The organism is Microvirga zambiensis WSM3693, assembly GCF_016735695.1.
Lineage (GTDB): Bacteria > Pseudomonadota > Alphaproteobacteria > Rhizobiales > Beijerinckiaceae > Microvirga > Microvirga zambiensis.
The window spans coordinates 229,407-253,376 of the sequence record NZ_JAERQD010000002.1 but is presented as its reverse complement, the minus strand read 5'-3'; the positions used below and the strand labels follow the sequence as shown (position 1 = coordinate 253,376).

Below are 23,970 nucleotides of genomic sequence, written 5' to 3'. Positions count from 1 at the left end.
AGGCGCAAGGGGCTTCGCGCCGATTGATTTGCGGTCCTTGCAGACTTCGCCTCATGATCGGCCTTCCCCGGGAGTCGCAGGGATCGATGGATATAAAGTATCGCCCATGGACGCATTGACGGACGCACCTCGGAAGAAGGCATGGATGGACGTCGCGGACGATATCGCCCGCGACGTCAGGTCCGGCGTCTTTGCACCCGGCATGTGGCTGAAGCAGATCGATCTGGAGCAGCGCTACGGATGCGGACGGACGGAGGTGCGGCGCGCATTGGACTATCTGGCGCAGAAGCGCCTCGTACAGCATGTTCCCAATCGCGGGTACCACGTCTTCCTGCCGGATGGCGACCGCGCCGCCCATATCCTGGAACTTCGCGTCATCCTGGAAACGGCCGCCGTCGACAGCGTCATCGCGCAGTCGACGGCGGCCGAGATCGAGCGCATCCGCGGCTTGGCCCGGCAATTCGACGAAGCGATCCTCAACGGAACGATTTTGGATCAGTACGAGGCGAACCTCGCCTTCCATCGCGGGCTTCTCGGCCTTTGCCCCAACCCGGAACTCCTCAATCTCGTCACGGAGCTTCGCGGCCGAACGTCATCGGCTCTGGCCGGGCAATGGAGCACGCGGGCCCGCGTCGAGCAATCGAGCCGCGAGCATCATGACATGGTCGATGCGCTCGCGGCCGGAGATGCGGAGCGGCTGAGAGACGTCATCGCCACCCATATCCGCCAGCCGCAGCGAAAGTGAGTGCGCCTCACTCCGCCAGTTCGCGCATGACCTTGATCAGGTCCGACTTGCCTTCGAAGCCGATGCCGGGCAGTTCCGGCATGATGATGTGGCCGTTCTCGACGCGTACGCTGTCCGGGAAGCCGCCATAAGGCTGGAATAGATCCGGATAGCTCTCATTGCCGCCGAGGCCGAGGCCGGCCGCGATGTTGAGCGACATCTGGTGGCCGCCATGCGGGATGCAGCGCGAGGGCGACCAGCCGAACTGCGCCAGCACATCGAGCGTGCGCAGATATTCGACGAGGCCGTAAGCCAGGGCGCAGTCGAATTGCAGCCAGTCGCGATCCGGGCGCATGCCGCCATGGCGCAGCAGGTTGCGGGCATCCTGATGCGAGAAGAGGTTCTCGCCCGTCGCCATCGGGCCGGGATAGAATTCGGTAAGCGCTGCCTGAAGCGAATAGTCGAGCGGGTCGCCCGCCTCCTCGTACCAGAAGAGCGGATAGTTGCGCAGCATCTTGGCATAAGCGATGGCGGTTTCGAGATCGAAGCGCCCGTTCGCATCGACCGCGAGCTGCGCCTGGGATCCGATCTCGGCGAGCACCGCCTCGATGCGGCGCTGGTCCTCGGCGATCGAAGCGCCGCCGATCTTCATCTTCACGACATTGTAGCCGCGATCGAGATAGCTGCGCATCTCGGCGCGCAGGGCGCCGTCGTCCTTGCCGGGATAGTAGTAGCCGCCGGCCGCATAGACGAAGACCTTTGGGTTGGCCTCGCGGCCCTGGCGCTCGGCCAGCAGGCGGAACAGGGGCTTGCCGGCGATCTTGGCCGTGGCATCCCAGATCGCCATGTCGAGAGTGCCGACCGCCACCGAACGCTCGCCGTGGCCGCCCGGCTTCTCGTTCTTCATCATCGTCGCCCAGACTTTGTGCGGATCGAGGTTGGCACCGCTCTCGTCGAGCAGACTCTCGGGAGCGGCCTCGAGGATCCGGTCGCGGAAGCGCTCGCGAATCAGCCCGCCCTGGCCATAGCGTCCATTCGAGTTGAAGCCGTAGCCGACGACGCGACGCCCGTCGCGGACGACGTCCGTCACCACGGCGACGAGGCTCGTGGTCATCTTCGAGAAATCGATATAGGCGTTGCGGATCGGGGATGCGATCGGCTGGGTGATCTCGCGGACGTCGACGATGCGCATGGGGACTCCCTTGATGTGATGTTGTCTGCAAGGTCTTTCCCGACCCCGCTCCATTGCCGGAAACCGCGATACCCCTGGACGCAGCCGTCTGGCCAATGCCAAGATCGGTTCGCGTCATGCGTAATCGGCATCGGTATGGATCTCGACTGGCTCAAGGACTTTCTCGCACTGGCCGAGCAGAGGAGTTTCTCCCGCGCGGCGGAGGTGCGGAATGTGACGCAACCGGCCTTCAGCCGCCGCATCCGCGCCCTGGAGGACTGGATCGGCACGCCGCTCTTCGTGAGAAGCGCTCAAGGAGCGAGCCTGACGCCGGCCGGCACTCATTTCCAGCCCATGGCCGAGGATCTGCTGCGCAGCCTGCAGCGCATCCGCCGCGAGACGAGGACGGTGGGCGAGCGCGCGACCGGCGCCCTTTCCATTGCAGCGACGCATGCGCTCTCCTTCACGTTCTTCCCGGGCTGGATCCGCCGGCACATGCAGTTCGAGGCGCTCGGCGCCCTCAACCTCATCTCGGACAGCATGGAGGCCTGCGAGCAGATCATGCTCGCGGGCGAGGTGCATTTCCTTCTCTGCCACCATCACCCGGAGGCTCCGACGCGGTTCGAGGCCGGCCGTTTCGAGAGCATATCCGTCGGGCAGGATAGCCTGATACCGGTTTGCGCGCCGGATGCGGACGGCCTGCCACGCTGGTCGCTTCAGGACGGGGCGACGCCGCACCTCGCCTACAGCCAGGCCTCGGGCCTCGGCCGCATCCTCGCCGCCCGACAGGCGGAGAACGAGGAAGCGCTCAGGCTCGAAACCGTCTTCACCTCGCATCTTGCCGCCACGCTGATGACCATGGCCCGCGAAGGGCATGGCCTCGCCTGGCTTCCCCAGAGCCTGGCCGAGGACGATCTCACGCGATTGCGTCTCGTGCGGGCCGCGCCGGGAAACTTCGACATCCCGGTCGAGATCCGGCTGTTCAGGTCCCCCGATTGTCGCAACCACGCCGCCGACGAATTGTGGGATCGGCTTCGGAGCCGGGACTGATCTCGGCCGCCACGCTTCGGCATTAAGAGCACGGCTCGGCCCGTCAGAATTCACCATCCGCCGCCGTCGCCCCGAAGAGTCCCCGCAAGTATTCGCCCATGAGCCGAGAGTCGAAAATGATTCGGAACGACTCGTCGAAGAGTCGCGTTTGAGTCGAACCCGAGGCCGCTCGACTCAGGCACGAGCCGAAATGACTCTGGGATCAAAGTATTCTTCAGGAGTTCATCATGGCGCCGCGCGCAAATTGGAAGGGATACTTGAAGTTATCTCTGGTTTCCTGCGCAGTCGCACTGTATCCGGCGACCTCGGCATCGGAGAGAGTCCGGTTTCATACGCTCAACCGGGAGACGGGAAACAGGGTAAAACGCCAATTCATCGATGCCGAGACCGGCGAAGTCGTCGAATCCGACCAGCAGGTCAAAGGTTACGAGATCGGCAAAGGCTCGTTCATCATCATGGAAGACGAGGAACTGGAAGCCATCCGGATCGAGAGCACCCATACCATCGACATCGAGAGCTTCGTGCCGCGCGAGCAGGTGGATGAACGCTATCTCGATACGCCGTATTATATCGCGCCGGACGACAAGGTCGCGCAGGAGGCCTTCGCCGTCATCCGCGACGCCATGCAGGAGAAAGGGCGCGCCGGAATCGCCCGCGTGGTCATGGCCCGGCGCGAGCGGATGATCCTGCTCGAACCGCTGGGCAAAGGCATCGTGGCGACGCTGCTGCGCTACCCTTACGAGGTTCGCAGCGAGGATGCCTATTTCGAGGGCATCCCGTCCCTAAAGCTGCCGGCCGAGATGAAGAACCTCGCCGGACACATCATCGAAACCAAGGCGGCCGATTTCGACCCGTCGCAATTCGAGGATCGCTACGAGAAGGCGGTCGTCGACCTGATCCAATCGAAACAGGGCGGCCGCGCCCCGAAAACACCCCAGGCCCCCAAGCCCTCCAATGTGGTCAACCTCATGGACGCTCTGCGCAAAAGCGTCGATGCGGACCGGCCCAAGGGCAAGACGAAGGAGACCGCGCCTCAAACGAGCGCGCGCCGCGCTCCTGCCAAGTCGGCAGCCCGCAAAAGCCGCACGTCTGCGCGTGGCCAAACCCGGAAGGCAAGCTGAAGGTTGAGTCCCGTCGATGGCCCGCGCAAAGAAGACTGCATCCTCGAGCAAGACCGCCTCGCGACGCAGTGCCGCCGATCCTGCACGGCACTCCGCCCCGCTCGAAGCCTATGCGGCGAAGCGAAATTTCGCGGAAACCTCCGAGCCGAAGGGCAAAGTCGCGCGACAGCGAGCGAACCGCTTCTGCGTTCAGCGACACGATGCCCGCCGCCTGCACTTCGACCTCCGGCTCGAGCTCGACGGCGTCTTGAAAAGTTGGGCCGTGACGCGAGGCCCGAGCCTCGTTTCAGGCGAGAAGCGTCTCGCCGTGCACACGGAAGACCACCCGATTGAATACCTCACCTTCGAAGGTGTGATCCCGCGCGGCGAATATGGCGGCGGCACGATGATCGTATGGGATGAGGGAACATGGAAACCGATCGGTGATGCGCATCGAGGCTATGCGAAAGGGCATCTCGAATTCGAGCTGGCCGGGCAGCGGTTGAAGGGCCGCTGGCATCTCGTTCGCATGCGCGCAAAGCCCCGCGAGAGCAAGGAGCAATGGCTTCTGATCAAGAGCGACGACGAATATGCGAGGACCAAAGACGATCCGGAGATCGTCTCCGCCGAACTGACCTCCGTCCTCACCGGCAAGACGAATGACGATCTCGCCAAGGCCGATCAGATCAGGCCGGACCATGCGGCGCGCGCGAAGGCAACCGGCACGAAGCCGAGGCCGCTTCCCGCACTCGCACGCCTTCCGAATGCGCGCAAAGGGCTGCTGCGGACCTTCCTCGAACCCAGCCTCGCCACTCTGGTCGATGAAGCTCCCGATGGGGATGAGTGGATTCACGAGATCAAGTTCGACGGCTATCGCCTGCAGGCGCGGATCGATGGCAAGGGCATCAAGCTCCTGACCCGCAAGTGTCTCGACTGGACCGCAAAATTCAAGCCGGTTGCAGCCGCGCTCCGAAACCTGAAGCTCGGCTCGGCACTCCTCGACGGGGAACTCGTCGTCGAGGAGGAATCCGGACTCTCGAGTTTCGCATCGCTGCAGGCCGATTTGAAATCGGGGCGCACGGATCGGATGGTGTTCTACGCCTTCGATCTGCTTTATCTCGACGGATTCGATCTGACGAGAATGCCTCTCATCGAGCGGAAGACGCTTCTTGCGACGCTGCTGGAGGACGCGCCTGCCGGCGGGATCCTGCGCTACAGCTCGCATCTCGAGGGTGACGGCGAAACCATGATCCGCCACGCCTGTCGGCTAGGCCTGGAAGGGATCGTCTCGAAGCATCGCGACAAGCCCTATCTCGCCGGTCGCGGCATGCACTGGCAGAAAACCAAATGCACGCAACGACAGGAATTCGTCATCGCAGGCTACGTGCCCTCGACCGTGTCGCCGAAGGCCATCGGCTCTCTCGTTCTAGGCGTCTATGAGGACGTTCGCCTTGTGCATGTAGGACGCGTCGGGACCGGCTTCTCCGCCACGCTCGCGCGCGATCTCTGGGCCGATCTGGATCGATTGAAGCGACCCGCCTCCCCTTTCTCGGCGGCGCTCTCGCGGGACGCCGCACGCGGCGTTCGCTGGGTGAAGCCGGAATTGGTGGCAGAAGTCGAGTTTCGCGGATGGACCAATGACGGCATCCTGCGCCACGCGTCCTATAAAGGTCTCAGGGAGGACAAGGAGCCGAGCGAGATCGTTCGCGAGACGGCGAAGTCTGCCCCGCCCCACGCAAACTCCCTGCCAACATCGTCGTCGTTTCACCTTACCCACCCAGACCGGGTGCTCTGGCCCGATACGGGTCTGACCAAGCAGGGGCTCGCCGAATACTACGCGGATATCGCGGGGTGGATCCTGCCTCACGTCGCGAACAGACCCCTTTCGCTGGTCCGCTGCCCGTCCGGAACAGGAGGATCCTGCTTTTTTCAGAAGCACGCCTGGAACGGCATGAGCAAAGCCGTGCGCCACAAGATTGTCGCCGGCGAAGAAGTCCTGTTCATCGACGACGTGGAGGGCCTGATCGCGCTGGTGCAGTCCGGCGTTCTCGAGATTCATGCCTGGGGCTCTTCGATGCAAAAGCCCGAGGCGCCGGATCGGATCGTCATGGATCTCGATCCGGCAGAGGATGTGCCCTGGACGGATCTGATCGACGCCGCCCTGGAGGTTCGCAAGCGGCTTGCCGATGCGGGCCTGGAGAGCTTCGTCAAGACGACCGGAGGCAAGGGACTGCACGTCGTCGCGCCGCTCCGGCCCAAGGCTGGGTGGGACGACGTGAAATCCTTCGCGCAATCTCTTGCGGTCGCCATGGCGGGCGACAGCCCCGACAGCTATGTCGCCACCATGTCCAAGCGCGCCCGCGCGGGAAAGATTTTCGTCGATTTTCTGCGCAACGGGCGCGGCGCGACGGCCGTCGCGCCCTATTCCACACGCGCCCGCTCGGGTGCCCCCGTATCGACACCGCTGGCCTGGAACGAGCTCTCCGCCTCGCTCCGGCCGGATCACTTCACGGTCTCCAACATTCCGACCAGCCTTGCCCATCTGCGAGATGATCCTTGGGCAGGTTTTCTGGAGCTGGATCAGAAGCTTCCGTTACGAAATGCCTCATCTCGGAAGCGCGATCGGAGCGGTTCAGGATCGAAGAATTGATGTGAATCCAGTGGAAAACGGGGATAAGGCTCCGGCCGAGCGAAACCACCCTGACCGTTTTGCCGACGAACAACGTTGCAGACTCGATGGCACAACGTCTAGGGGGCCGGGGGAGCACATCGATGCGTTATCATTTTCATTGTACCGACGGCAGGGAGCTGATCCTGGATCGCCGCGGCCGCCCTCTCCGCACCGATGGCGATGCGCAAAGGCAGGCCGAGGCGGTCGCGCGGCGCCTCATGGCCGAGCTTCTGATCGCGGCCGATTGGCGCCGCTGGATGGTGTGCATCCATAACGAGCTCGGCGAGCAGGTTGACATCGTGCCGTTTCCGACGACCTCATTAGACGATCAGGAATGGAACGCGATCTCGGATTATTCCAGTTCAGCCAAGCGGCTGATCCTTCGAGGAGGGATGAATGACAATCCAGTCCGTTAGCCTTCTGGACCTGTCGACCGACTCCTGCCGGTGGCCCATCGATGACGGTTCCGCCACCTTGTTTTGCGGCGATACCGCGCTGGTGGGCTGCTCCTACTGCACCACACATCGAGCCCTTGCCTACACGCCGGATCGGAAACGGCAGGCTTCCGGCCTTCATGGAGGGAGTGCGAGCCCGAGCCGCTCTTAAACACCCGTCTTCAGGCGGCCTTCTGAGCAGTCTATCTACGACTTTTGGCGTAAGGACTTTCCGCAGTTTAAGTGTTGCCCAAGTGGCGCTGCGTGAATACTCTCTCGCCAAGAAAAAGGGCCGCTCACGAAAGCGGCCCGAAGTTTAGGGAGGAAACGCCCTAGAAAGGGCGGCAGACAGATAACGCCAATTACCTGTGCTGCATTGCAAAAAGATACTTCTTGCCGCAAAAAGCGGCAAGTATAAACAGGCGGCTTAGCCGCCTTTCTTTTTGGGCTGTATCTCTCCCGCAACAGTTTCTCCGGCCCGAAACCGCGACGCGGCCCATTGCACCGCGAACGCGTAATCCCTACTTCAGCTTTGCCTTAGGGTCCGGGCCCCTCTGGCGAGCGGGTCGCCGCTCGCGATGTCGGACGCCTTCTTTTGCCCTTGCGCCCACGAGCGCGACAGCAACGGGAGGATCCGCTTATGGATTCCATCTCTCGAAGAGCATCCGATCCGGCCGTCTTCGCGGCTCGCCTGCCCTCCCTCCGCGTCCACCTGACATGACGGAGGAGGCGAAAAATTTTGGCATGCGTCCGGATGAAGATCCCGTCGGGCTTCGTATACCTGCCATGAACGACAAGAAGCATACGGATGTCATCGGCCTGCTCGGCCCGCTGCGCCGCTATGCGCGATCGCTGACCCGCGACGAGACCCAGGCGGAGGATCTCGTGCAGGATGCGCTCGTGCGCGCCTATGAGCGGCAGGGCTCGTTTCGTTCGGGCGGGAACCTGCGCGGCTGGCTGCTCTCGATCATGCACAACACCTTCATCGATGGCCGGCGCCGCCATCGGGCAGAGGCGCGCCGCGTCGAGCAGGCCGCAGTCACGGTCGAGTCAGCGGTGCCCCCGGAGCAGGAGAGCCGGATCCGGCTTCAGCAGATCCAGGCCGCCTTCATGGGTCTGCCCGACGAGCAGAGAGCGGCTCTGCATCTCGTTGCGATCGAGGGGCTGCCTTACCAGGAAGCCGCGACGGCTCTCCGCATTCCGATCGGGACATTGATGTCCCGCCTGGGCCGGGCCCGCGCCGCCCTGCGCGCCTTTGAGGCCGACAATGCGATTCCGCAGACGCATCAGGGCACTGCGAGGCCCAACTTACGCATCATCGGAGGATCCGATGTCTGATCCCATCACCGAAACCGATCTCCTCGCCTATGTGGACGAGCAGCTGGATGCCCCGCGGCGCATCGAGGTCGAGGATTACCTTGCCCACAATCCGGAAGCTGCCATGCAGGTCATGGCGGACCTGAAGGACCGCGATGCCCTCCGGCTGGCCTATGCCGCCCCGCTGCCGCGCCCCTCGGAAGCCATGCTTCACGCCGCCCGCCGGCTGGAGCGGGGCCTTGCCTGGCAGGGGATCGGCTTGAAGCTCCGCCGGATCGCCGCCGTCGCCGCGCTGATTGGGTTCGGCTGGTTCGCCCATGGGCAGGTTGGCCTCGGCATCACGGACAGCGAGGCCTCGCCCAAGCCGCCCGCCTTCGTCGAGGATGCCCTGCATTCGCACGAGACAGCCCTGCTGCGCGCACGCATGACCTCGCAGCCGCAGACGGCGGCCTACGACCCCGCCGAAATTCTGTCCGAGACGGGCATCCAGCTCCCGCAACTGCCGAAGGAATGGCGCGTGCTCGATGCGCAGGTTTTCCCGTCCCGGGACGGCCACAGCGTCGAGATCGCCATCGAGGCCGGAGATATCGGACGCGTCTCGCTGTTCGCATCCCGCGTGCCGGTCTTCAACGTCATCGCCCCGACGCTCGCCCGTTTCGACGGCGCGACGGCGGCCTACTGGCAGACGGGACCGCTCGCCTATGCCCTCACCGGCACGGGCAGCGACAAGACCATCGAGCGGGCTGCGATCCAGCTCTCCCGCAAGCTTCAGTAAATCCAACAGGAGGACCAAGGATGAATTCACCCTATGCCTGGCAGGCCGCGACGGCCCGCCCCAGCGGCGCGATCTTCGACGAGGGCCTGCGCCAGCACATGCTGCGGGTCTACAACTACATGGGCATCGGCCTGGTGGTCACGGGCCTCGTCGCCTTCTTCGTGGCTTCGACCCCGGCCCTTTACGTGCCGCTGTTCCAGACGCCGCTCAAATGGGCCGTGATGCTGGCACCGCTCGCCTTCGTGTTCTTCTTCTCGTTCCGCATGCACGCCATGACGGCCTCTGGCGCCCAGATGGCCTTCTGGGCCTTCTGCGCCGTGATGGGCCTGTCGCTCGCCTCCGTGTTCCTGGTCTTCACCGGCACGAGCATCGCGCGCACCTTCTTCATCACCGCCACCATGTTCGGCGCCACCAGCCTCTTCGGCTACACCACCAAGCGCGACCTGTCGAAGTTCGGCTCGTTCCTGATCATGGGCCTGATCGGCGTCATCATCGCCTCGCTGGTCAACATCTTCGTCGGCTCGAGCGTGCTGCAATTCGCGATTTCGATCATCGGCGTGCTCGTGTTCACGGGACTGACCGCCTACGACACGCAGGCGATCAAGGAGCAATACGCCGAAGGCTACGGACACGAGGCCAACAGCAAGATGGCCGTGTTCGGAGCGCTCTCGCTCTACCTGAACTTCGTCAACATCTTCCAGCTCCTGCTCAGCCTTACGGGCCAGCGGGAGGAGTAACCGGCGCATCTTGCGCCAGCCAACAGTAGGAGCATCGGAATCGATCCCGAAAGTGGGTTCACTTTTGGGGCCGATGCTCCGGCGTCCATTTCAGAAAGGATCGATTTTCATGGACCATCAGGATCGTCAGGCCATCGAGCAGCTCTTCGGCAAGATCTCGCAGGTCGAGCGCCAATCGACGGCGCCGGATGCGCAGGCTGCGGATTTCATCCGCTCCCAGATCAACCAGCAGCCGAACGCGCCCTACTACATGGCCCAGACCATCGTGGTGCAGGAGCAGGCGCTGAGCGCCGCGCATGGCCGCATCCAGCAGCTCGAGCACGAAATCGCCAGCCGGCCCGCGGGCGGAGGCGGCTTCCTCTCCGGCCTCTTCGGCGGAGGCGCCCCGCAGCAGCGTCGCGCACCGCAGCCCAACCCGATGATGCAGCCGGGGCAGCCATCCGGTCCCTGGGGCGGTGCTCCGGGCGGCCATCCGCAGGGCATGATGCCCCAACGCGCAGGCGGCGGCTTCCTCGCAGGCGCAGCGCAGACGGCCATGGGCGTCGCGGGTGGCGTGGTCCTCGGCAACATGCTTGCCAGCGCCTTCTCCGGTGGGGATGACGCGAAGACAGCCGATTCCGGCCAAGCGGAGCCGCAGCAGGCGGCAGCCGACGATTTCGGCGATGGCGGCGACGATTTCGGTTTCGACGAGGCTTGAGTTTCGATGACTACGGGACCGGGCGCCGACAGGCGCCCGGTCCCGCACCTACCAGACACGCGTTGCCAACCGAAGCGGACGCAACACGCCGCCTCTTCCCGCTTCTCACACTATCCCGGGATCTAGACGCGCTTTAGGCTGTTGGATGGTACGGACCTGAAGGCAAGATCGCACCATGAAGGCTGCCCCATCTCCCGTCCGATCCAGAGAGGATCTTCGCGCGCCTCCGCCTGTCCGGAGCGCCGCGCTCCCGGCGTCGCGCATTCTCGCCGCCCGACCGCGGGACGGCGATAGAGTGCCGAGCAGGCAGGACTTCTCCCCCTATCCACCGACCGAACCGATGTCGTCCGGCCTCCGGACCGAAAGGAACATCTGAATGGACTTCTCCTGGCTTTCCGATCCGACGGCCCTGGTGGCGCTCGCCACCCTGGTCGTGATGGAGGTGGTGCTCGGCATCGACAACCTGATCTTCATCTCGATTCTCACCAACAAGCTGCCCGAGCATCAGCGCTCGAAGGCCCGCCGCATCGGCATCGGCCTGGCGCTGATCCTGCGCCTCGGATTGCTCGGCACCATCGCGATCATCGTGACCCTGACAGAGCCGATCTTCACCCTCTTCGGCCATGCCTTCTCCTGGCGTGACCTGATCCTCATCGGCGGCGGCCTCTTCCTGGTCTGGAAAGCCACGAAGGAGATCCACCACAGTGTCGACCCGATTCCGTCCGACGATGTGTTCGACACAGCCAAGGCGACGATGACCTTCGGAGCGGCGATCACCCAGATCCTGCTGCTCGACCTCGTCTTTTCGCTGGACAGCATCATCACCGCTGTCGGCATGACCGATATCGTGATGATCATGGTGATCGCGGTCGTTGCCGCGGTGACGGTGATGCTGCTCGCCGCCAACCCGCTCGCGACCTTCATTCACAACAATCCGACGGTCGTGATGCTGGCGCTGGGCTTCCTTCTGATGATCGGCATGACGTTGATCGCGGAAGGTTTCGGCGCCCATGTGCCGAAGGGCTACATCTACGCCGCCATGGCGTTCTCGGCGCTGATCGAGGGCCTGAACATGCTCTCGCGGCGTGCCTCCCGCCGCAAAGCACCGGGCACGACGGCGCCGAAATCCTAAACGGCAGACGGAGGCGCAATTCATTGCGCCTCCTCCTCGTCCCATCAGATCGCTTCTACAAGGAAACAACTCGATGTTTTTCCCGAAGTCTCTCGGCATGGTTGCCGCATGCGCATTTGCCGTCGCTCCGCTCGGGACGGGAGCCGTTGCGCAAAACAACACCACCCACCGGAGCGCGGATGCCGTCGCCGGCAAAGTCCATCGGCTGGGTGTCTACGGCAATGTGCAAAAGGATTGCACCGCGGGCTCGCTGCCGACAATTCGCGTCGTCACACCTCCCAAGAATGGCGAATTGAACGTCAGGAGTGGAAAGCTCAAGGCCGGTCGCATTGCCCGCTGCCCCAGCCTGCAGCCGACGGCACAGGGGGTCTTCTACAAGGCCCATGCCGGCTACAAGGGAACGGAAGAGGTCAGCTACGAGGTGAAAACCGCCAGCGGCAAGGTCGAGTTGCACAATGTCAGGATCACCGTGGCTGCGGCATCCCCCGCAGAATCCAAGCCCGACCAGGACGGCGAATTCTGATGCCTGTATGCGGCTGCGGCTCGATCGCTCCTTGACGGTGCAGGACGCATGCCCGAAGCATGGGACGTCAAACTGCGAAGCACCATGATCGCTCTCGACCTCGACAAGGATCAGCTGCGTGTGCTCAGGCGGGCTCTCGAAGCGCGGGTGCGCGACATGCAGCTGCGTCTGGGCGGCGACCCCGGCGATGACGGGTTTCGGCGCGAAGTGGCCCTCGCAACAACCCTTCTCAGACGGGTCGAGGCCCTGGAGCGACGCGCGGGACTGAGCCGATGGAGCGCGGGCGACAGCGAATCCTGACTGGCGGTGTGCAAGTCCAGCGCCGTCAGCGCCGGCCCTCGGCGACCACGTAATCGAACAGGCTGTCCTTGGGCTCGACACCGAGCCCAGCCCCGGTCGGCACCGTGTAATGCCCGTCGGCGCAGCCCATATCCCCGGTGGTGAAGCTCAGATTGCGGTCGAAAACCGAGTGCTGGTACTCGTGATAGGGAACCCGCTGAAGCGCCGACGACGTCACGAGGCTAGCCGCCATGAAGATGCCGACGCTGATGGAGGCGTGCGGGATCGTGTTGATGTGGAAGGTCTGCGCCATCCGGCCGATCTGGATGAATTCCGTTATGCCGGTGTGGCCGATCTCGGGCTGGATCACGCCCATGCAGCGCGCTTCCAGCCGGGGGCGGTATTCATAGACCGTCCGCCATTCCTCGCCGAGAGCCAGCGGCACGCCGATCCCGCGCGCCACACGGGCCTGGCCTTCGAGATCTTCCGGCTGGCAGGGCGCCTCGGCGAAGTAGAGATTCGAGGCTTCGAGCCGCCGGATCAGGCGCACCGCTTCGGATGCCTCGAATTTCCAGTGCAGGTCGACCATGAGATCGATGTCGGGTCCCACGGCTTCGCGCAAAGCCTGCATCTCGCGGACGATGCCCTCGTCCGACACCACCGCCGCGAACTTGATGCCGCGATAGCCCTTCTTGACCCATTCGACGGCGAGGTCGCAGCGCTCCTGAAGGGTGGCGCGGGGCAGGCCGGAAACATAGGCCGGAATGGTGGAGTGCCGCCGCCCGCCGAGCAGCGTCGAAACCGAAACGCCGAGATTCTTGGCCGCAAGATCCCAGAGCGCGAGGTCGACGCCGGCAAGCGCATCCACGTAATAGCCGCCGAAGAACCCGCGAACCCGCATGAGATCGTAGAGGTCTTCATGGATCACGACCGCATCTCCAGGGTCGCGCCCGATGATGACGGGGCCGAGCACATCGTCGATGATGGCCTTCGTCGCCTCCGGTGCCACGATCCCATAGCACTCGCCCCAGCCGACGTGTCCGCTCTCGCCCGTCACCTTGATGAGCAGGGTCATGTCCGTCGAGGGATAGATCGTGCGGTTGCCCTTGCGCACCAGATAACCGCGCTCGTTGATCCGCTCGCCGTCCTTCAGAGGTCCGAGATACGGCACCTCGCGCGGGATCGAGATGATGAAGGTTTCAACCTTGACGATGGAATCGACCGAATTACTCATGAGCGTTCAGACCGGGCGGTGATGCTTGTAGGGAAGCAGCGCCTCCTGAAGAAGAAGTGAAAGCTCGGCGCGATCCCCGTCGTCGAATTTCGGCCCCTTTCCGCGAACGAAGGTGTTGCGGATGACGCCGCGCCGGCGCAGGACTTCCTTGGTCATGTGCATGCGGAAGATCGCCTGGAAGTTCAGCAGCGGCAGCGAGGCGGAATAGAGCTTGCGTGCGGTTGCGATGTCGCCCTCGCGCCATGACTTCATCATCATGGCATGAATGTCGGCAAGCTCGCAGGCCGGCATGGTGCCGGCGGCGCCGCGCGCCATCTCGTCCATCACGTAACGCCCGCCGGCACCGCCGAAAATCGCATCGACGGAAGAGCCGGCTGCGTTCTTGATGCGCGTGAGGTGCTGGCCGCAGGGAGGCGTTTCCTCCTTGACGTAGCGGATCATGTCCACGGCGGAAGCCACGGCCGCGACCTCCTCCGGCGTCAGGCCAGCGCCGATGGGCTTCGGCTGGTTCTGCAGCATGATCGGCACGCCGGCATCGGCTGCGACCTGCTGGAAATACTCCGTCTGGGCCGCAATCGAGTTGCCGAGATGCCCGGGCGCCATCACCATCGCCGCAGCGGCACCGATTTCAGCCGCATGGGCGACGTGACGGGCGGCGATGGCGGGATCGGGATCGCTCGCGCCGATGATGATCGGGATCCGGCCGTCGATCTCCTTTGCCAGGAGGTTGACCTGGCTTCGCCGCTCCTCCTCGCTCAAGGTATCCACCTCGCTGGCGACGCCCGGATAGACGACGCCGTCGACGGCGCTGTCGACTGCGAATCGAATGAGTGCGATGAAGTCGGTCTCGTCGATGGCCCCGTTGGAGCGGAAGGGCGTGGGAAGAACCGGAAAGGCTCCGGCAAGCGGGGTCTTCATTTAACAGCTCCTGCTGTAACGCCTTGAATGAAATAGCGCTGGAGAAAGAGGAAAGCGGCAACGATGGGAGCAGATGCTAAGAGCGAAGCCGCCATGGCGCCACCCCAATCCGAGTTGACCTCGTTGAGATAGGTGAGCAGCAGGCCCGGCCCGATGGTACGCTTGTCGTCGGAGACGATGAGCGTCATCGAATAAAGGAGATCGTTCCACGACCACATGAAGGAATACAGGAATACGGTCACGATGGGCGGGATCGAGATCGGGATCACGATGGTGTGGAAGATGCGCAGGTCACTCGCCCCGTCCGCCCGCGCCGCCTCGATCAGCTCGTCCGGCACCTGCGAGAAGTAGCTGTAGAGCATGTAGGTGGAGACCGGCAGCGCAAAGACGATGTAGCTGAGGATCAGGCCGGGCCTCGTATCGAGCAGGCCGACTTCGCTCATCAGCGGATAGATGCTGATCAGTAGCAGTCCGAACGGAAACATCTGCGCGGAGAGCATGAAGAGCATGACCGGCTGACGCCCTGTGAAGCGGTACTTCGCGAAGCTGTAGCCAGCATAGAGCGCCAGCAGCGTGTTGAGGGCCGCGCTCGACCCCGACGCGATCAGGCTGTTGACCAGATACATCGGCAGCTTGCCGGTCGTCAGGGCGGTGATGAAATGCGTCAGCGTCGGCGCCAGCGGGAACGGCGTCGGGACGATGCTGTAGAGCTCGGCATTCGACTTCACAGAGGAGATGATCAGCCAGTAGAGCGGGAAGAACAGGAAGAGGCCGATCAGCGCGAGCAGCAGGCCGAAGACCACCTTGGAGACGGTGCTGGACAGATCGAACATGTTAGGCGCCTTTCACCAGCATGCGCAGATACAGGAAGGCCGGCGGCAGCAGGGTCGCGACCCAGAGCACGCCGATGGCGGACGCAAAGCCGATATCCCACTGCTCGAAGGCGCGGCGATAGACCTCGACCGAGAGAACCGCGGTGGCGCGGACCGGCCCGCCGCCAGTCAGGGCATAGATCGTGTCGAATTGCTGCAGGTTGCCGATGACGCCGAGAACCACCACCACGATCAGCACGGGACGCAGATGCGGCAGCACGTGATCGCGCAGGATGGCCCAGTTATTCGCGCCGTCGACGCGGGCCGCATCGACCTGCTCGCGGTCCATGTTCTGCAGACCAGCCAGGAAGAACGCCATGAACAGCGGGATCGACAGCCAGATCTTGGTGATGATCACGGCGATCATGGCCCCGGTCGATGTGGACAGCCAGGCCTGCGGCATGTCGATGAAGCCGAGTTCCAGCAGAAGAGCGTTGAGCACGCCATAGCGGCTGTTGAAGATCCAGCCCCAGATGAAGGCGCTCACGGTGCTGGGCAGTACCCAGGGCAGCAGCGACATGGAACGCAGCAATCCCCGGCCTCGGAAAGGCTGGTTGAGAATGAGCGCCCAGGCGAGACCGAGGATCAGCGTCCCCGTCGTCGTGAAGAACACGTAGATCGCCGTGGTGGCGAAGGCCTGCCAGACATCGGGCGTCGCCGCGATCTTGGCGAAGTTGGCGAGGCCGGTGAAGCGCGGCGCCGGGGTCTCGAGCGTGTACTCGAAGAGCGAGAGCGCCAGCGCCTGCAGGAACGGATAGAGGATGACGAGACCGAAGGCGATGGCCGCCGGCAGCAGCAGCAATACGCCGATGCGACGCTGGCCGGCCTTCAGCCCGCCACGCACCGCGTGAGGGGAAACCCTGGCCGATGAAGGCGCTGTCGTGATGTCGGCGGCTAGGCTCATGGGATCATCATCTGCAAAGGAAAACTGCTTGAGGAAGTCGGCTGGCCGCACCGGAGAGCGCAGCCAGCCGAGAAGATCAGTTCTGCTTGTTGACGTTGGCCATCGACGTCTCGAGGCGCTTCTGCATCGCCTGGATCGCATCGTCGGCGCTCTTCTGGCCGAGCAATGCGCCCTGCACTTCCTCGCCGATGACCTGCGTCAGCTCGGCGGCGTTCGACCAGATGCCGACTTCGTTGCGCTTCGGCTTGCCGGCGGCCTTGGCCCAGGCGGCGAGGAATGAATCGCCCGTCACCTTCGGATTGGCTCGGCCCGATTTCGTCACGGGCAGAGCGCTCTGCTCGAGCGGGAACGTGGCCTGCGCCGCATCGGAGGTCAGGTACGAGATGAACTTGCTCGCCGGCGCATCGGCATTCGCCTTGCCGTCCGCCGCGAACTGAACCAGCAGGTGACCCCACTGGATCGAGGCCGGCTCCTTGCCATTCGCCGTTACCGGGGTCGGCATCGGCAGAACATTGGCATCGAAGGCAGCGCCCTGGCCGGAGAAGCTGCGCAGGTGCGTCCTGGCCTGCGGCGCGTCGAAGAAGAAGGCGGAGGCGTTCTGCGCCACGAGACGACGGGCATCCGGCCGGTCGATCTCGGGAGCAGCCAAGCGGTCCTTCATCAGGCCGACCATGAAACTGAGCGCCTGCTTGCCGGCATCACCGTTGCCGACCTTCACCTTGCCCTGCTCGTCTATGATCTCACCGCCGAAGGTCCAGTTCCAGATCATGAAGTCGAGCAGGATCGAGCCGTTGTTCTTGGTCGCCATCGTGTAGGGCACCGAGTTCGGCACCTTGTCGCGAACCGCGACCAGCGCCGTGCGGAATTCATCGACCGTCGTCGGCAGCTTGGTAATGCCGGCCTTTTCCAGCACCGCCTTGTTGCCGATGAGGCCAATGGAGCCCGAGATCAGCGGCAGCGCATATTGCTTGGAGCCGATCTGCCCCATGGCGAGCGCATCGGGAGCGAAGATCTCGGCGAGCTTGTCCTTGCCATAGACCTCGTTCAGATCGACGAGGCCGGCGACATTGGCGAAGCTCGGTAGCCAGCGCTCGGAGAGCTGCGCGACGCCAGGCAGCGTCTTGGAGCGTGCGCGCAGAAAGATATTCTTCTGCATGTCGCCCCAGGCATAGCCGAGCGGCTCGACCGAAAGCTTGGTCTGGGCCTCAAAACCCTTCAGCAGCGCCTCGACGGAAGGCTTGGCGGCCTCCTCGGCATAGCTGAAGCTCATGAAGCTGACATCGGCCGCCTGCGCGGCCTGGCCGGAGAGGCCAAGTCCCGCGGCTATCACGACGGCTGATGCCATCGACTTGAAGTTTTTCATCGTTTGTCCTCCCGATACGGAGCCTTGACTCCATATTCCCGCACACGCTTTTTCCCTTGAGGGCGGCCGTGCGCTACACCACCCCTCCGTCGACGATGAAGGTCTGCGCGGTCACGAGACGTGAGTCGTCGGCAGCAAGCCAGAGAGCCATCCGGGCGATGTCAGGCGGCAGAAGATGTTCCTTGAGGCACTGCACCTCGAGATATTCGGCGAACTTGCCTTGATAGATGCGCTTGGCGCGCTCGACCTGGCGCTCGGTGAGAACCCAGCCGGGCGCGATGGAATTGACGCGGATGTTGCGCTCGCCGACCTCGCGCGCGAGCGACTTGGTCAGGCCCATCACCGCCGATTTCGCCGTGGTGTAGAAGATGAGGCCGGCGGCGCCGCGCATCCACGAGATCGAGCCCATATTGACGATGGAGCCGCCGCCCGCCTGGGCCATGGCGCCGATCACCGCCTGCGCGGCGAAGAACTGGTGGCGCAGATTGGTCTGGAAGCGCTCGTCCCAGTAATCCGGCGTCACGTCCTCGATCGGCAGCCTATCGTCGTTGCCGGCATTGTTGACCAAAACACGAATGGTCCCGATGCGCTCCGAGAGCGCGCTGATGGCGGAACGCAGCGCGCCGATGTCGCGAAGGTCCACGGCCTCATAATGCGGCCGGTTGCCCGTCCTCGACTCGATGAGACGGGCGGACTCTTCCGCATAATCCCGGTTGAGCTCGATGAAGCCGACATGGGCCCCTTGCGCGCAGAAGTGCTCGACGAGCGAGGCTCCGATCCCCGATCCGCCGCCTGTGATCAGCACGCCCCTGCCCTTGAGGCTCGGATAGACCGCGCCTTCCACCGATACGCGCGGGATGAGTTCCTGATGTACGGTCATGCCGCATTCCTCGCCATCGGCTTGGCGGAAACGAGCGTCCTTCCATCGGCGGAGAACACGTGCACCGCATCGGGATTGACGAACACGCCAACCTGCTCGCCCTGCCTGATCGAGCGCTCGCCTTCGAGGCGGACGACAATCATCTCTTCGGCTCCCTCGAGCGACACATAGGCGTAGGTGTCGCTTCCCAGATGCTCGGTCATGGCGATCCGACCATCGAGAGCGTTGCTGCTTCCCGGCGCGCAAAGCTGCAGATGCTCGGGACGAACGCCGATTTCGCTCGGCGTGTCGTGCGGAAGCGTGTTCAGGCTCACCGTCCCGCCATTCACCCGGACGCGGCCACCCTCGTGACGCCCGCCGTGCACGGCGAGGAAGTTCATCCGCGGCGAGCCTATGAAGCCGGCAACGAAGCGGTTGACCGGGGCGTTGTAGAGGTCGAGCGGCGATCCGATCTGCTCCACTTTGCCGGCATTCAGCACGACGATCTTGTCGGCGAGGGTCATGGCCTCGATCTGGTCGTGGGTGACGTAGATCATCGTGGTGCCGAGCCGCTCCTTCATGCGCGCGATCTCGATGCGCATCTCGACCCGGAGCGCGGCATCGAGATTGGACAGGGGCTCGTCGAAGAGGAAGATCTGCGGTTCGCGCACGATGGCGCGACCGATGGCGACGCGCTGGCGCTGGCCGCCGGACAATTGCCGGGGCTTGCGCTTGAGATAGTCCGAGATGCGCAGGACCTTCGCGGCCGCCTCGACACGGCTTCGGATCTCCTCCTTCGACGTCCCGGCGAGCTTGAGCGCGTAGCCCATGTTGTCGGCGACGGACATGTGCGGATAGAGCGCGTAGGACTGGAACACCATGGCGATGCCGCGCTTCGCCGGCGGCACGTCGTTCACCACCTGCCCGTCGATGATCATCTCGCCGGAGCTGATTTCGTCGAGTCCGCAGATGAGACGGAGAAGCGTCGACTTTCCGCAGCCCGAGGGGCCGACGAAAGCGGTGAACTCGCCGTCTTCGACGGTCAGGTCGATTCCCTTCAGGACATCGACAGGGCCGAAGGATTTGCGGATCTGTTTCAGCTCGAGCCTGGCCATTTCGGTTGCTTTACCCTCGCAATATGTCTCAGCCGCCGAAGAGGTTTTCGGGCAGGCCCTTGATTCCGGTGTCGATGGCGAAAACGCTGCCCGACATCGGCGCATCGGCGATCTGCGCGGCGGACAGCCTGATGCGCGCGGAGGTCACGAACAGCGTCTGCATGTCGGCGCCGCCGAACACGCAGCTCGTCGGGCGCGGCACGGGCAGATTGATGACGCGCTCCACATGCCCCTCGGGGTCGTAGCGCGTGACGCACCAGCCATCCCAATGCGCACTCCACACGAAGCCTTCGGCATCGATGGTCAAGCCATCCGGCTTGCCTTCGCTTTCCGGCACGGTCACGAAGACGCGGCGGTTTTCGATGGCGCCCGTTTCGCTGTCGAAATCGTAGACGTAGATCGTCTGCTTCGCCGTGTCCGTGAAGTAGAAGAGCTTGTCGTCGGGGCTCCAGCCCAGGCCGTTCGACACGTGGAAGCCACGATCCATCTCGTGCACCTTGCCGTCCGGATCGAGCCGCCAGAGCGAACCCTGGCCCGGGGTCGTGTCGATGGCGAGCGTGCCCGCCCATAGCCGGCCTTTCCGGTCGCACTTGCCGTCGTTGAAGCGGTTGCCGGGCCTGCTGGTTTCGGGCCTGACGAGCGCCACGCTCTCGGTCATGGATGGGCTGATCGCCCGCAGCTCGCTCTGCATGCCGGCGACGAAGCCGCCTCCTTTCCGCGGAATGAGGAAGCTCGTGAGCTCCGGCATGGCCCAGGACCGGTAGGATCCTTTTTCCGGATCGCCGATGCAGACCGACGGCGCGAGGATGTCGACGAAGGAGAGCTGCTGATCCTGCACGGACCAATGCGGCCCCTCTCCGAGGAAGAGGCTGGCAGGAATGGCGCAACGCACGTCCTCCCGGTCGGGCCCGAGCGGACGCGGGTTGATATTCAGCGACATCGCCACCTCGCCAATATTTCCGGAAATCCGCCGGGCCGCCTCGATGACGTCGCGCCCGAGAGCATGCAGGCGCTCCGGCGGCAGCCGGAAGGACGGACCGATGACGCCGATCGCGCCGAGAGGCTTGGCCTCGTGATCCAGGATGGGGGCTGCAACGGAACTGATGCCGACATTCTGCTCGTCGATCGAGACGGCATAGCCGCGGGCCTTGGTGAGATCGAGCTGGCTGATCAGCTCGCCGAAATCAGCGATCGTGTGCGGCGTCAGGCGCGCCAGCTCCGCATCGCCGAGAAGCTTGCGGCGCATCTCGAGGGAGAGATGCGCCAGGATCGCCTTGCCGAGGCCGCTGGCATAGGGCTTCGCCCGGCTGCCCACCCCGTTGCTGAGGCGCACGGGCTGCGGCACCTCGCGCTGATCGATATAGAGGATCTCGTCGCCGTCGAGGATGCCGAGACGCACCGTTTCGCCGGTGAGATCGCGCAGACGCTCCAGCTCGGGCTCCGCCGCCCCGCGCAGGTCGAAATCGTCCCAGACCCGGTGCGCCCACTGGAACAGCCGCGAGCCGAGCCGGTACGTCTGGTCGCGCCCGTCGAGCTTGAGCAGCCTCTCGTCGACGAGCGCCTGGAGGATCCGGTGCAAGGTGCCCTTCGGCATGCCGGTGAGGTCGAGCAGGTCCGTGAAGCGCGGCGGCGTGGCGGCCGAGGCGACGAGATCGAGAAGCTGGATGCCCCGCGTCAGCGCCTGCACGCCGGGCACGGGCCCGGAGGCGCCCGAATCGGCATCCTCGTCGATTTTCAGCTCTGCCTGCGTGCGTGCCATCGAAGCTCCGTCCAAAGGATGATCCGGCTGCCGGATTGACCCTTCGTGATGGCTGCGATTATGTTGGAACTCAGTTCCAAGTCAACCCGCCTTTCGTTGAAGAGGCTTTTTGCGATGAAAATCACCGCCATCCACCACACCCTGGTCAGGGTCCCGTTCACGGAAGATATTCTCTGGGGATCCGGCCGGCGGATCGGGACCACGCGGCTCATCTGCCGCATCGAGACCGATGCCGGGATCGTGGGCTGGGGCGAGACGATCTCGCTCATCGCGGCCGTTCCGGCGGTCTTCTCCGACATCGTCGCCAAGGTCGGGCTGGGCTATCCGGTCGCCGACGTGGAGCGCCTGCACCGGCATGTGCTCGGCGCCGGCTATTACCACCACAAGCGTGCGGCCGTGATGGCGATCGCGGCGCTCGAGATGGCCATGTGGGACGCTCTCGGCAAGCAGGCGAAGCTGCCTCTGTCGAGCCTCTGGGGCGGGCGCTGGCGCAAGGACGTGGAGGCCGCAGCCTATCTCTTCACCAAGGATACGAAGCAGCTGAAAGACCGGATCGGCCGCTTCCTCGATGCCGGCTACGAGACCTTCAAGGTCAAGATCGGCTTCGACGAGGGAAGCGACATCGCGCTGGCGCAGGCCTCCCGCGAGGCCATCGGCTCACGGGCCTTGCGCCTCGACGTGAACGGCGCCTGGACGCCGGGCACCGCCAAGCGGCAGATGGAGCACCTGCGCGCTTTCGATCCGGCCTATGTCGAGCAGCCGCTCGAACTCGACGATCTCGCCGGCCACGCGCTCCTGCGCCAATCCACATCGATCCCGATCGCCCTCGACGAGAGCGCCTACACCCTGTCGGATATCGGCAACATCGTGCGCGCCAATGCGGCCGATGTGGTTCTGCTCGACCCGCATGAGGAAGGCGGCTTGTGGCAGACGATCAAGGCGGCCGCCATCTGCGAAGCGGTCGGCATTCCCGTCACCCTTCATTCCGGCGCTGAGCTTGCCCTGTCGCAGGCGGCCTATATTCACCTCGCCGCCTCGATCCCCAACATGTCCCTCGCCATCGACACGGAGCGCGCCTATCTCGGCGGCGACATTTCTCCCGCACCGCCCGCGATGCTCTCCGGACGCTTCCAGGTACCGGATGCACCCGGCCTCGGCGTCGAGGTCGATGAGGATGCCGTGCGCCGCTACGCCGTCGACGGCATCGTCGGCGCCTATCTCGACGGCGAGCGGCAGGACTGGTTCCCCGTCAAACCGGCTTATTGAAGGAGCCTCCTCGTGATTCTTGCCATCGAATGGACGTCCGCAGCCTTTCACGCTTTCCTTTTCGGAGACGATGGAACGCTGATCGCTCAGCGCCAGCATGCGCGCGGCATCAACCACATCACGGACGGCGCCTTCGAGGCAGCATTGAGGGAGATGGCCGGCGATTGGGCGGCGCAGGCAAGCCGTGTCTATCTCGCCGGCATGATCACCAGCCGCAACGGATGGGTCGAGACGCCTTATGCGCAAGCACCAGCATCGCTCAATGACATACTCGCGAAGGCTGTCACGAAAAAGGTCGATGGCCTGGCGCCGCTGATCTTCCTTCCTGGCGTGTCCGTGCAGCATCCGCTTCCGGACATGATGCGCGGCGAGGAGCTCAAGATCATCGGCGCCATGGCCCAGGGCAGCGGGCTCGTCACGCTGCCGGGAGCCCACACCAAATGGGCGATTGTCGAGGATGGAGCCATCGCACGTTTCGCCACCTACATGACGGGTGAGATCGGCACTCTGCTCAAGGCGAATTCTCTCGTCGGACGCCTCATCCCGGCGCAATCCGCCGACAATCCGGAGGCTTTCCTGCGCGGCGTGAAGCTTGCCGGGAATCGCGGCATCGGCGGCAATGTCCTGCGCCGGATTTTTTCGGCTCGCAGCATGGTCCTCTTCGACGAGCTCGCCCCCGCCGACATCAGCGATTATCTCTCAGGTCTTCTGATCGGCGCGGAGATCGATGAAGTTCTTCAGGAATTCGGGCATCCCGACAAGCACGTCACTCTGATCGGCCCTGCCGCTCTCTGCAGTCGCTATGCCCTTGCCCTCCATGAGGCAGGCATGACGTCGACGATTGTGGAGAATGCGGGCGCATCGGCTTTTCGAGCCCTTGTTCTCCGCGAACGGCAGCTCCAGGCCGTTGCTTCGACGGTGTGATGCTTCGGGGATGGCGCCTCGCCTTGCTTGAGCGATTTCACTGACGCTAAGATGGCGGGATCGCCTGCTCGTCTATGATCGCACCTATTTGACTCTCGCTTTGCAGAGGGGTGCGCTACATCGGGCTTTCAGTGAATCGCTGCGTT

24 protein-coding genes are annotated in these 23,970 nt (G+C 64.0%); 15 read left to right on the top strand and 9 right to left on the bottom strand.

The annotated features are described in order from the left end of the window. The first annotated feature begins 145 nt into the window (after window positions 1-145). The gene (locus JKL46_RS03255) at window positions 146-745 is read left to right on the top strand and encodes a GntR family transcriptional regulator (RefSeq protein WP_246529107.1); all 600 of its coding nucleotides are present in this window, start codon (window positions 146-148) and stop codon (window positions 743-745) included. Window positions 746-752: 7 nt separating this feature from the next. On the opposite strand, the gene JKL46_RS03250 is transcribed toward JKL46_RS03255, so the two are convergent. Further along, entirely contained in the window at window positions 753-1,916 is a 1,164-nt protein-coding gene (locus JKL46_RS03250) for a mandelate racemase/muconate lactonizing enzyme family protein (RefSeq protein ID WP_201829972.1), read from the bottom strand. A gap of 135 nt (window positions 1,917-2,051) precedes the next feature. Between JKL46_RS03250 and JKL46_RS03245 the strand changes: the two genes are divergently transcribed. The 12 genes from JKL46_RS03245 to JKL46_RS03190 all read left to right on the top strand — a co-directional run bounded on the left by JKL46_RS03245 (window position 2,052) and on the right by JKL46_RS03190 (window position 12,631). Further along, a complete protein-coding gene (locus JKL46_RS03245) occupies window positions 2,052-2,945 on the top strand; it encodes a LysR family transcriptional regulator (RefSeq protein ID WP_201829971.1) in 894 nt (297 codons plus the stop codon). Window positions 2,946-3,172: 227 nt separating this feature from the next. Further along, window positions 3,173-4,066, top strand: coding sequence for a non-homologous end joining protein Ku (gene ku, locus JKL46_RS03240; protein WP_201829970.1), 894 nt, complete (start codon window positions 3,173-3,175; stop codon window positions 4,064-4,066). Between the two features lie 16 nt (window positions 4,067-4,082). Continuing rightward, window positions 4,083-6,695 carry a DNA ligase D gene (ligD, locus tag JKL46_RS03235; protein WP_201829969.1) on the top strand — a complete coding sequence of 871 codons (2,613 nt, stop codon included), beginning with the start codon at window positions 4,083-4,085 and terminating at the stop codon, window positions 6,693-6,695. A 122-nt stretch (window positions 6,696-6,817) separates the two neighbouring features. After that, a complete protein-coding gene (locus tag JKL46_RS03230; protein ID WP_201829968.1) occupies window positions 6,818-7,132 on the top strand; it encodes a DUF6894 family protein in 315 nt (104 codons plus the stop codon). Next, entirely contained in the window at window positions 7,113-7,322 is a 210-nt protein-coding gene (locus JKL46_RS36805) for a GcrA family cell cycle regulator (protein WP_201829967.1), read from the top strand. The genes JKL46_RS03230 and JKL46_RS36805 overlap by 20 nt, the downstream gene beginning before the upstream one ends. A 614-nt stretch (window positions 7,323-7,936) precedes the next feature. Further along, window positions 7,937-8,488, top strand: coding sequence for a sigma-70 family RNA polymerase sigma factor (locus tag JKL46_RS03220; RefSeq protein WP_201830035.1), 552 nt, complete (start codon window positions 7,937-7,939; stop codon window positions 8,486-8,488). Continuing rightward, on the top strand, window positions 8,481-9,242 hold the full coding sequence (locus JKL46_RS03215; RefSeq protein WP_201829966.1) for an anti-sigma factor family protein: 762 nt from the start codon (window positions 8,481-8,483) through the stop codon (window positions 9,240-9,242). Before JKL46_RS03220 ends, JKL46_RS03215 begins: the two co-directional genes overlap by 8 nt. Before the next feature lie 20 nt (window positions 9,243-9,262). Then, complete coding sequence (locus JKL46_RS03210; protein ID WP_201829965.1) at window positions 9,263-9,979, top strand: Bax inhibitor-1/YccA family protein; 717 nt, start codon at window positions 9,263-9,265, stop codon at window positions 9,977-9,979. A gap of 109 nt (window positions 9,980-10,088) precedes the next feature. After that, the gene (locus JKL46_RS03205; RefSeq protein ID WP_201829964.1) at window positions 10,089-10,676 is read left to right on the top strand and encodes a DUF2076 domain-containing protein; all 588 of its coding nucleotides are present in this window, start codon (window positions 10,089-10,091) and stop codon (window positions 10,674-10,676) included. 376 nt (window positions 10,677-11,052) lie between these two features. Continuing rightward, complete coding sequence (locus JKL46_RS03200) at window positions 11,053-11,808, top strand: TerC family protein (RefSeq protein ID WP_201829963.1); 756 nt, start codon at window positions 11,053-11,055, stop codon at window positions 11,806-11,808. Between the two features lie 73 nt (window positions 11,809-11,881). Then, window positions 11,882-12,331 carry a hypothetical protein gene (locus JKL46_RS03195; protein WP_201829962.1) on the top strand — a complete coding sequence of 150 codons (450 nt, stop codon included), beginning with the start codon at window positions 11,882-11,884 and terminating at the stop codon, window positions 12,329-12,331. Window positions 12,332-12,379: 48 nt separating this feature from the next. Further along, window positions 12,380-12,631, top strand: coding sequence for a hypothetical protein (locus tag JKL46_RS03190; RefSeq protein WP_201829961.1), 252 nt, complete (start codon window positions 12,380-12,382; stop codon window positions 12,629-12,631). Between the two features lie 25 nt (window positions 12,632-12,656). Here the strand turns inward: JKL46_RS03190 and JKL46_RS03185 are convergent, their stop codons facing one another. The 8 genes from JKL46_RS03185 to JKL46_RS03150 all read right to left on the bottom strand — a co-directional run bounded on the left by JKL46_RS03185 (window position 12,657) and on the right by JKL46_RS03150 (window position 21,634). After that, window positions 12,657-13,844: a mandelate racemase/muconate lactonizing enzyme family protein gene (locus tag JKL46_RS03185; RefSeq protein WP_201829960.1), complete on the bottom strand. Its 1,188-nt coding sequence runs from the start codon at window positions 13,842-13,844 to the stop codon at window positions 12,657-12,659. A gap of 6 nt (window positions 13,845-13,850) precedes the next feature. Beyond that, window positions 13,851-14,762 carry a dihydrodipicolinate synthase family protein gene (locus JKL46_RS03180; protein WP_201829959.1) on the bottom strand — a complete coding sequence of 304 codons (912 nt, stop codon included), beginning with the start codon at window positions 14,760-14,762 and terminating at the stop codon, window positions 13,851-13,853. Then, window positions 14,759-15,595: a carbohydrate ABC transporter permease gene (locus JKL46_RS03175; protein ID WP_201829958.1), complete on the bottom strand. Its 837-nt coding sequence runs from the start codon at window positions 15,593-15,595 to the stop codon at window positions 14,759-14,761. Before JKL46_RS03175 ends, JKL46_RS03180 begins: the two co-directional genes overlap by 4 nt. Before the next feature lies 1 nt (window position 15,596). Beyond that, window positions 15,597-16,538, bottom strand: coding sequence for a carbohydrate ABC transporter permease (locus tag JKL46_RS03170; protein WP_201829957.1), 942 nt, complete (start codon window positions 16,536-16,538; stop codon window positions 15,597-15,599). Between the two features lie 76 nt (window positions 16,539-16,614). After that, window positions 16,615-17,901 (bottom strand): ABC transporter substrate-binding protein, encoded by a 1,287-nt coding sequence (locus tag JKL46_RS03165; RefSeq protein ID WP_201829956.1) that lies wholly within the window; start codon window positions 17,899-17,901, stop codon window positions 16,615-16,617. A 73-nt stretch (window positions 17,902-17,974) separates the two neighbouring features. Further along, complete coding sequence (locus JKL46_RS03160; RefSeq protein WP_201829955.1) at window positions 17,975-18,781, bottom strand: SDR family NAD(P)-dependent oxidoreductase; 807 nt, start codon at window positions 18,779-18,781, stop codon at window positions 17,975-17,977. Beyond that, window positions 18,778-19,875, bottom strand: a complete 1,098-nt coding sequence (locus JKL46_RS03155) for an ABC transporter ATP-binding protein (RefSeq protein ID WP_201829954.1) — start codon at window positions 19,873-19,875, stop codon at window positions 18,778-18,780. Before JKL46_RS03155 ends, JKL46_RS03160 begins: the two co-directional genes overlap by 4 nt. A 28-nt stretch (window positions 19,876-19,903) precedes the next feature. Continuing rightward, complete coding sequence (locus JKL46_RS03150) at window positions 19,904-21,634, bottom strand: SMP-30/gluconolactonase/LRE family protein (protein ID WP_201829953.1); 1,731 nt, start codon at window positions 21,632-21,634, stop codon at window positions 19,904-19,906. 114 nt (window positions 21,635-21,748) lie between these two features. Between JKL46_RS03150 and JKL46_RS03145 the strand changes: the two genes are divergently transcribed. Both JKL46_RS03145 and JKL46_RS03140 read left to right on the top strand, forming a co-directional pair. After that, a complete protein-coding gene (locus tag JKL46_RS03145) occupies window positions 21,749-22,900 on the top strand; it encodes a mandelate racemase/muconate lactonizing enzyme family protein (RefSeq protein WP_201829952.1) in 1,152 nt (383 codons plus the stop codon). Window positions 22,901-22,912: 12 nt separating this feature from the next. Then, window positions 22,913-23,824 (top strand): 2-dehydro-3-deoxygalactonokinase, encoded by a 912-nt coding sequence (locus JKL46_RS03140; protein ID WP_201829951.1) that lies wholly within the window; start codon window positions 22,913-22,915, stop codon window positions 23,822-23,824. Window positions 23,825-23,970: the final 146 nt, after the last annotated feature.

What these genes read in the sequence shown, in the direction of transcription:
- JKL46_RS36805 (WP_201829967.1), top strand. Translation starts at nt 7,113, where the DNA reads ATGACAATCCAGTCCGTTAGCCTTCTGGACCTGTCGACCGACTCCTGC.
- JKL46_RS03160 (WP_201829955.1), bottom strand. Translation starts at nt 18,781, where the DNA reads ATGACCGTACATCAGGAACTCATCCCGCGCGTATCGGTGGAAGGCGCG.
- JKL46_RS03255 (WP_246529107.1), top strand. Translation starts at nt 146, where the DNA reads ATGGACGTCGCGGACGATATCGCCCGCGACGTCAGGTCCGGCGTCTTT.
- JKL46_RS03165 (WP_201829956.1), bottom strand. Translation starts at nt 17,901, where the DNA reads ATGAAAAACTTCAAGTCGATGGCATCAGCCGTCGTGATAGCCGCGGGA.
- JKL46_RS03220 (WP_201830035.1), top strand. Translation starts at nt 7,937, where the DNA reads ATGAACGACAAGAAGCATACGGATGTCATCGGCCTGCTCGGCCCGCTG.
- JKL46_RS03210 (WP_201829965.1), top strand. Translation starts at nt 9,263, where the DNA reads ATGAATTCACCCTATGCCTGGCAGGCCGCGACGGCCCGCCCCAGCGGC.
- JKL46_RS03150 (WP_201829953.1), bottom strand. Translation starts at nt 21,634, where the DNA reads ATGGCACGCACGCAGGCAGAGCTGAAAATCGACGAGGATGCCGATTCG.
- ku (WP_201829970.1), top strand. Translation starts at nt 3,173, where the DNA reads ATGGCGCCGCGCGCAAATTGGAAGGGATACTTGAAGTTATCTCTGGTT.
- ligD (WP_201829969.1), top strand. Translation starts at nt 4,083, where the DNA reads ATGGCCCGCGCAAAGAAGACTGCATCCTCGAGCAAGACCGCCTCGCGA.
- JKL46_RS03200 (WP_201829963.1), top strand. Translation starts at nt 11,053, where the DNA reads ATGGACTTCTCCTGGCTTTCCGATCCGACGGCCCTGGTGGCGCTCGCC.
- JKL46_RS03155 (WP_201829954.1), bottom strand. Translation starts at nt 19,875, where the DNA reads ATGGCCAGGCTCGAGCTGAAACAGATCCGCAAATCCTTCGGCCCTGTC.
- JKL46_RS03190 (WP_201829961.1), top strand. Translation starts at nt 12,380, where the DNA reads ATGCCCGAAGCATGGGACGTCAAACTGCGAAGCACCATGATCGCTCTC.
- JKL46_RS03195 (WP_201829962.1), top strand. Translation starts at nt 11,882, where the DNA reads ATGTTTTTCCCGAAGTCTCTCGGCATGGTTGCCGCATGCGCATTTGCC.
- JKL46_RS03250 (WP_201829972.1), bottom strand. Translation starts at nt 1,916, where the DNA reads ATGCGCATCGTCGACGTCCGCGAGATCACCCAGCCGATCGCATCCCCG.
- JKL46_RS03170 (WP_201829957.1), bottom strand. Translation starts at nt 16,538, where the DNA reads ATGAGCCTAGCCGCCGACATCACGACAGCGCCTTCATCGGCCAGGGTT.
- JKL46_RS03180 (WP_201829959.1), bottom strand. Translation starts at nt 14,762, where the DNA reads ATGAAGACCCCGCTTGCCGGAGCCTTTCCGGTTCTTCCCACGCCCTTC.
- JKL46_RS03145 (WP_201829952.1), top strand. Translation starts at nt 21,749, where the DNA reads ATGAAAATCACCGCCATCCACCACACCCTGGTCAGGGTCCCGTTCACG.
- JKL46_RS03205 (WP_201829964.1), top strand. Translation starts at nt 10,089, where the DNA reads ATGGACCATCAGGATCGTCAGGCCATCGAGCAGCTCTTCGGCAAGATC.
- JKL46_RS03245 (WP_201829971.1), top strand. Translation starts at nt 2,052, where the DNA reads ATGGATCTCGACTGGCTCAAGGACTTTCTCGCACTGGCCGAGCAGAGG.
- JKL46_RS03175 (WP_201829958.1), bottom strand. Translation starts at nt 15,595, where the DNA reads ATGTTCGATCTGTCCAGCACCGTCTCCAAGGTGGTCTTCGGCCTGCTG.
- JKL46_RS03185 (WP_201829960.1), bottom strand. Translation starts at nt 13,844, where the DNA reads ATGAGTAATTCGGTCGATTCCATCGTCAAGGTTGAAACCTTCATCATC.
- JKL46_RS03215 (WP_201829966.1), top strand. Translation starts at nt 8,481, where the DNA reads ATGTCTGATCCCATCACCGAAACCGATCTCCTCGCCTATGTGGACGAG.
- JKL46_RS03230 (WP_201829968.1), top strand. Translation starts at nt 6,818, where the DNA reads ATGCGTTATCATTTTCATTGTACCGACGGCAGGGAGCTGATCCTGGAT.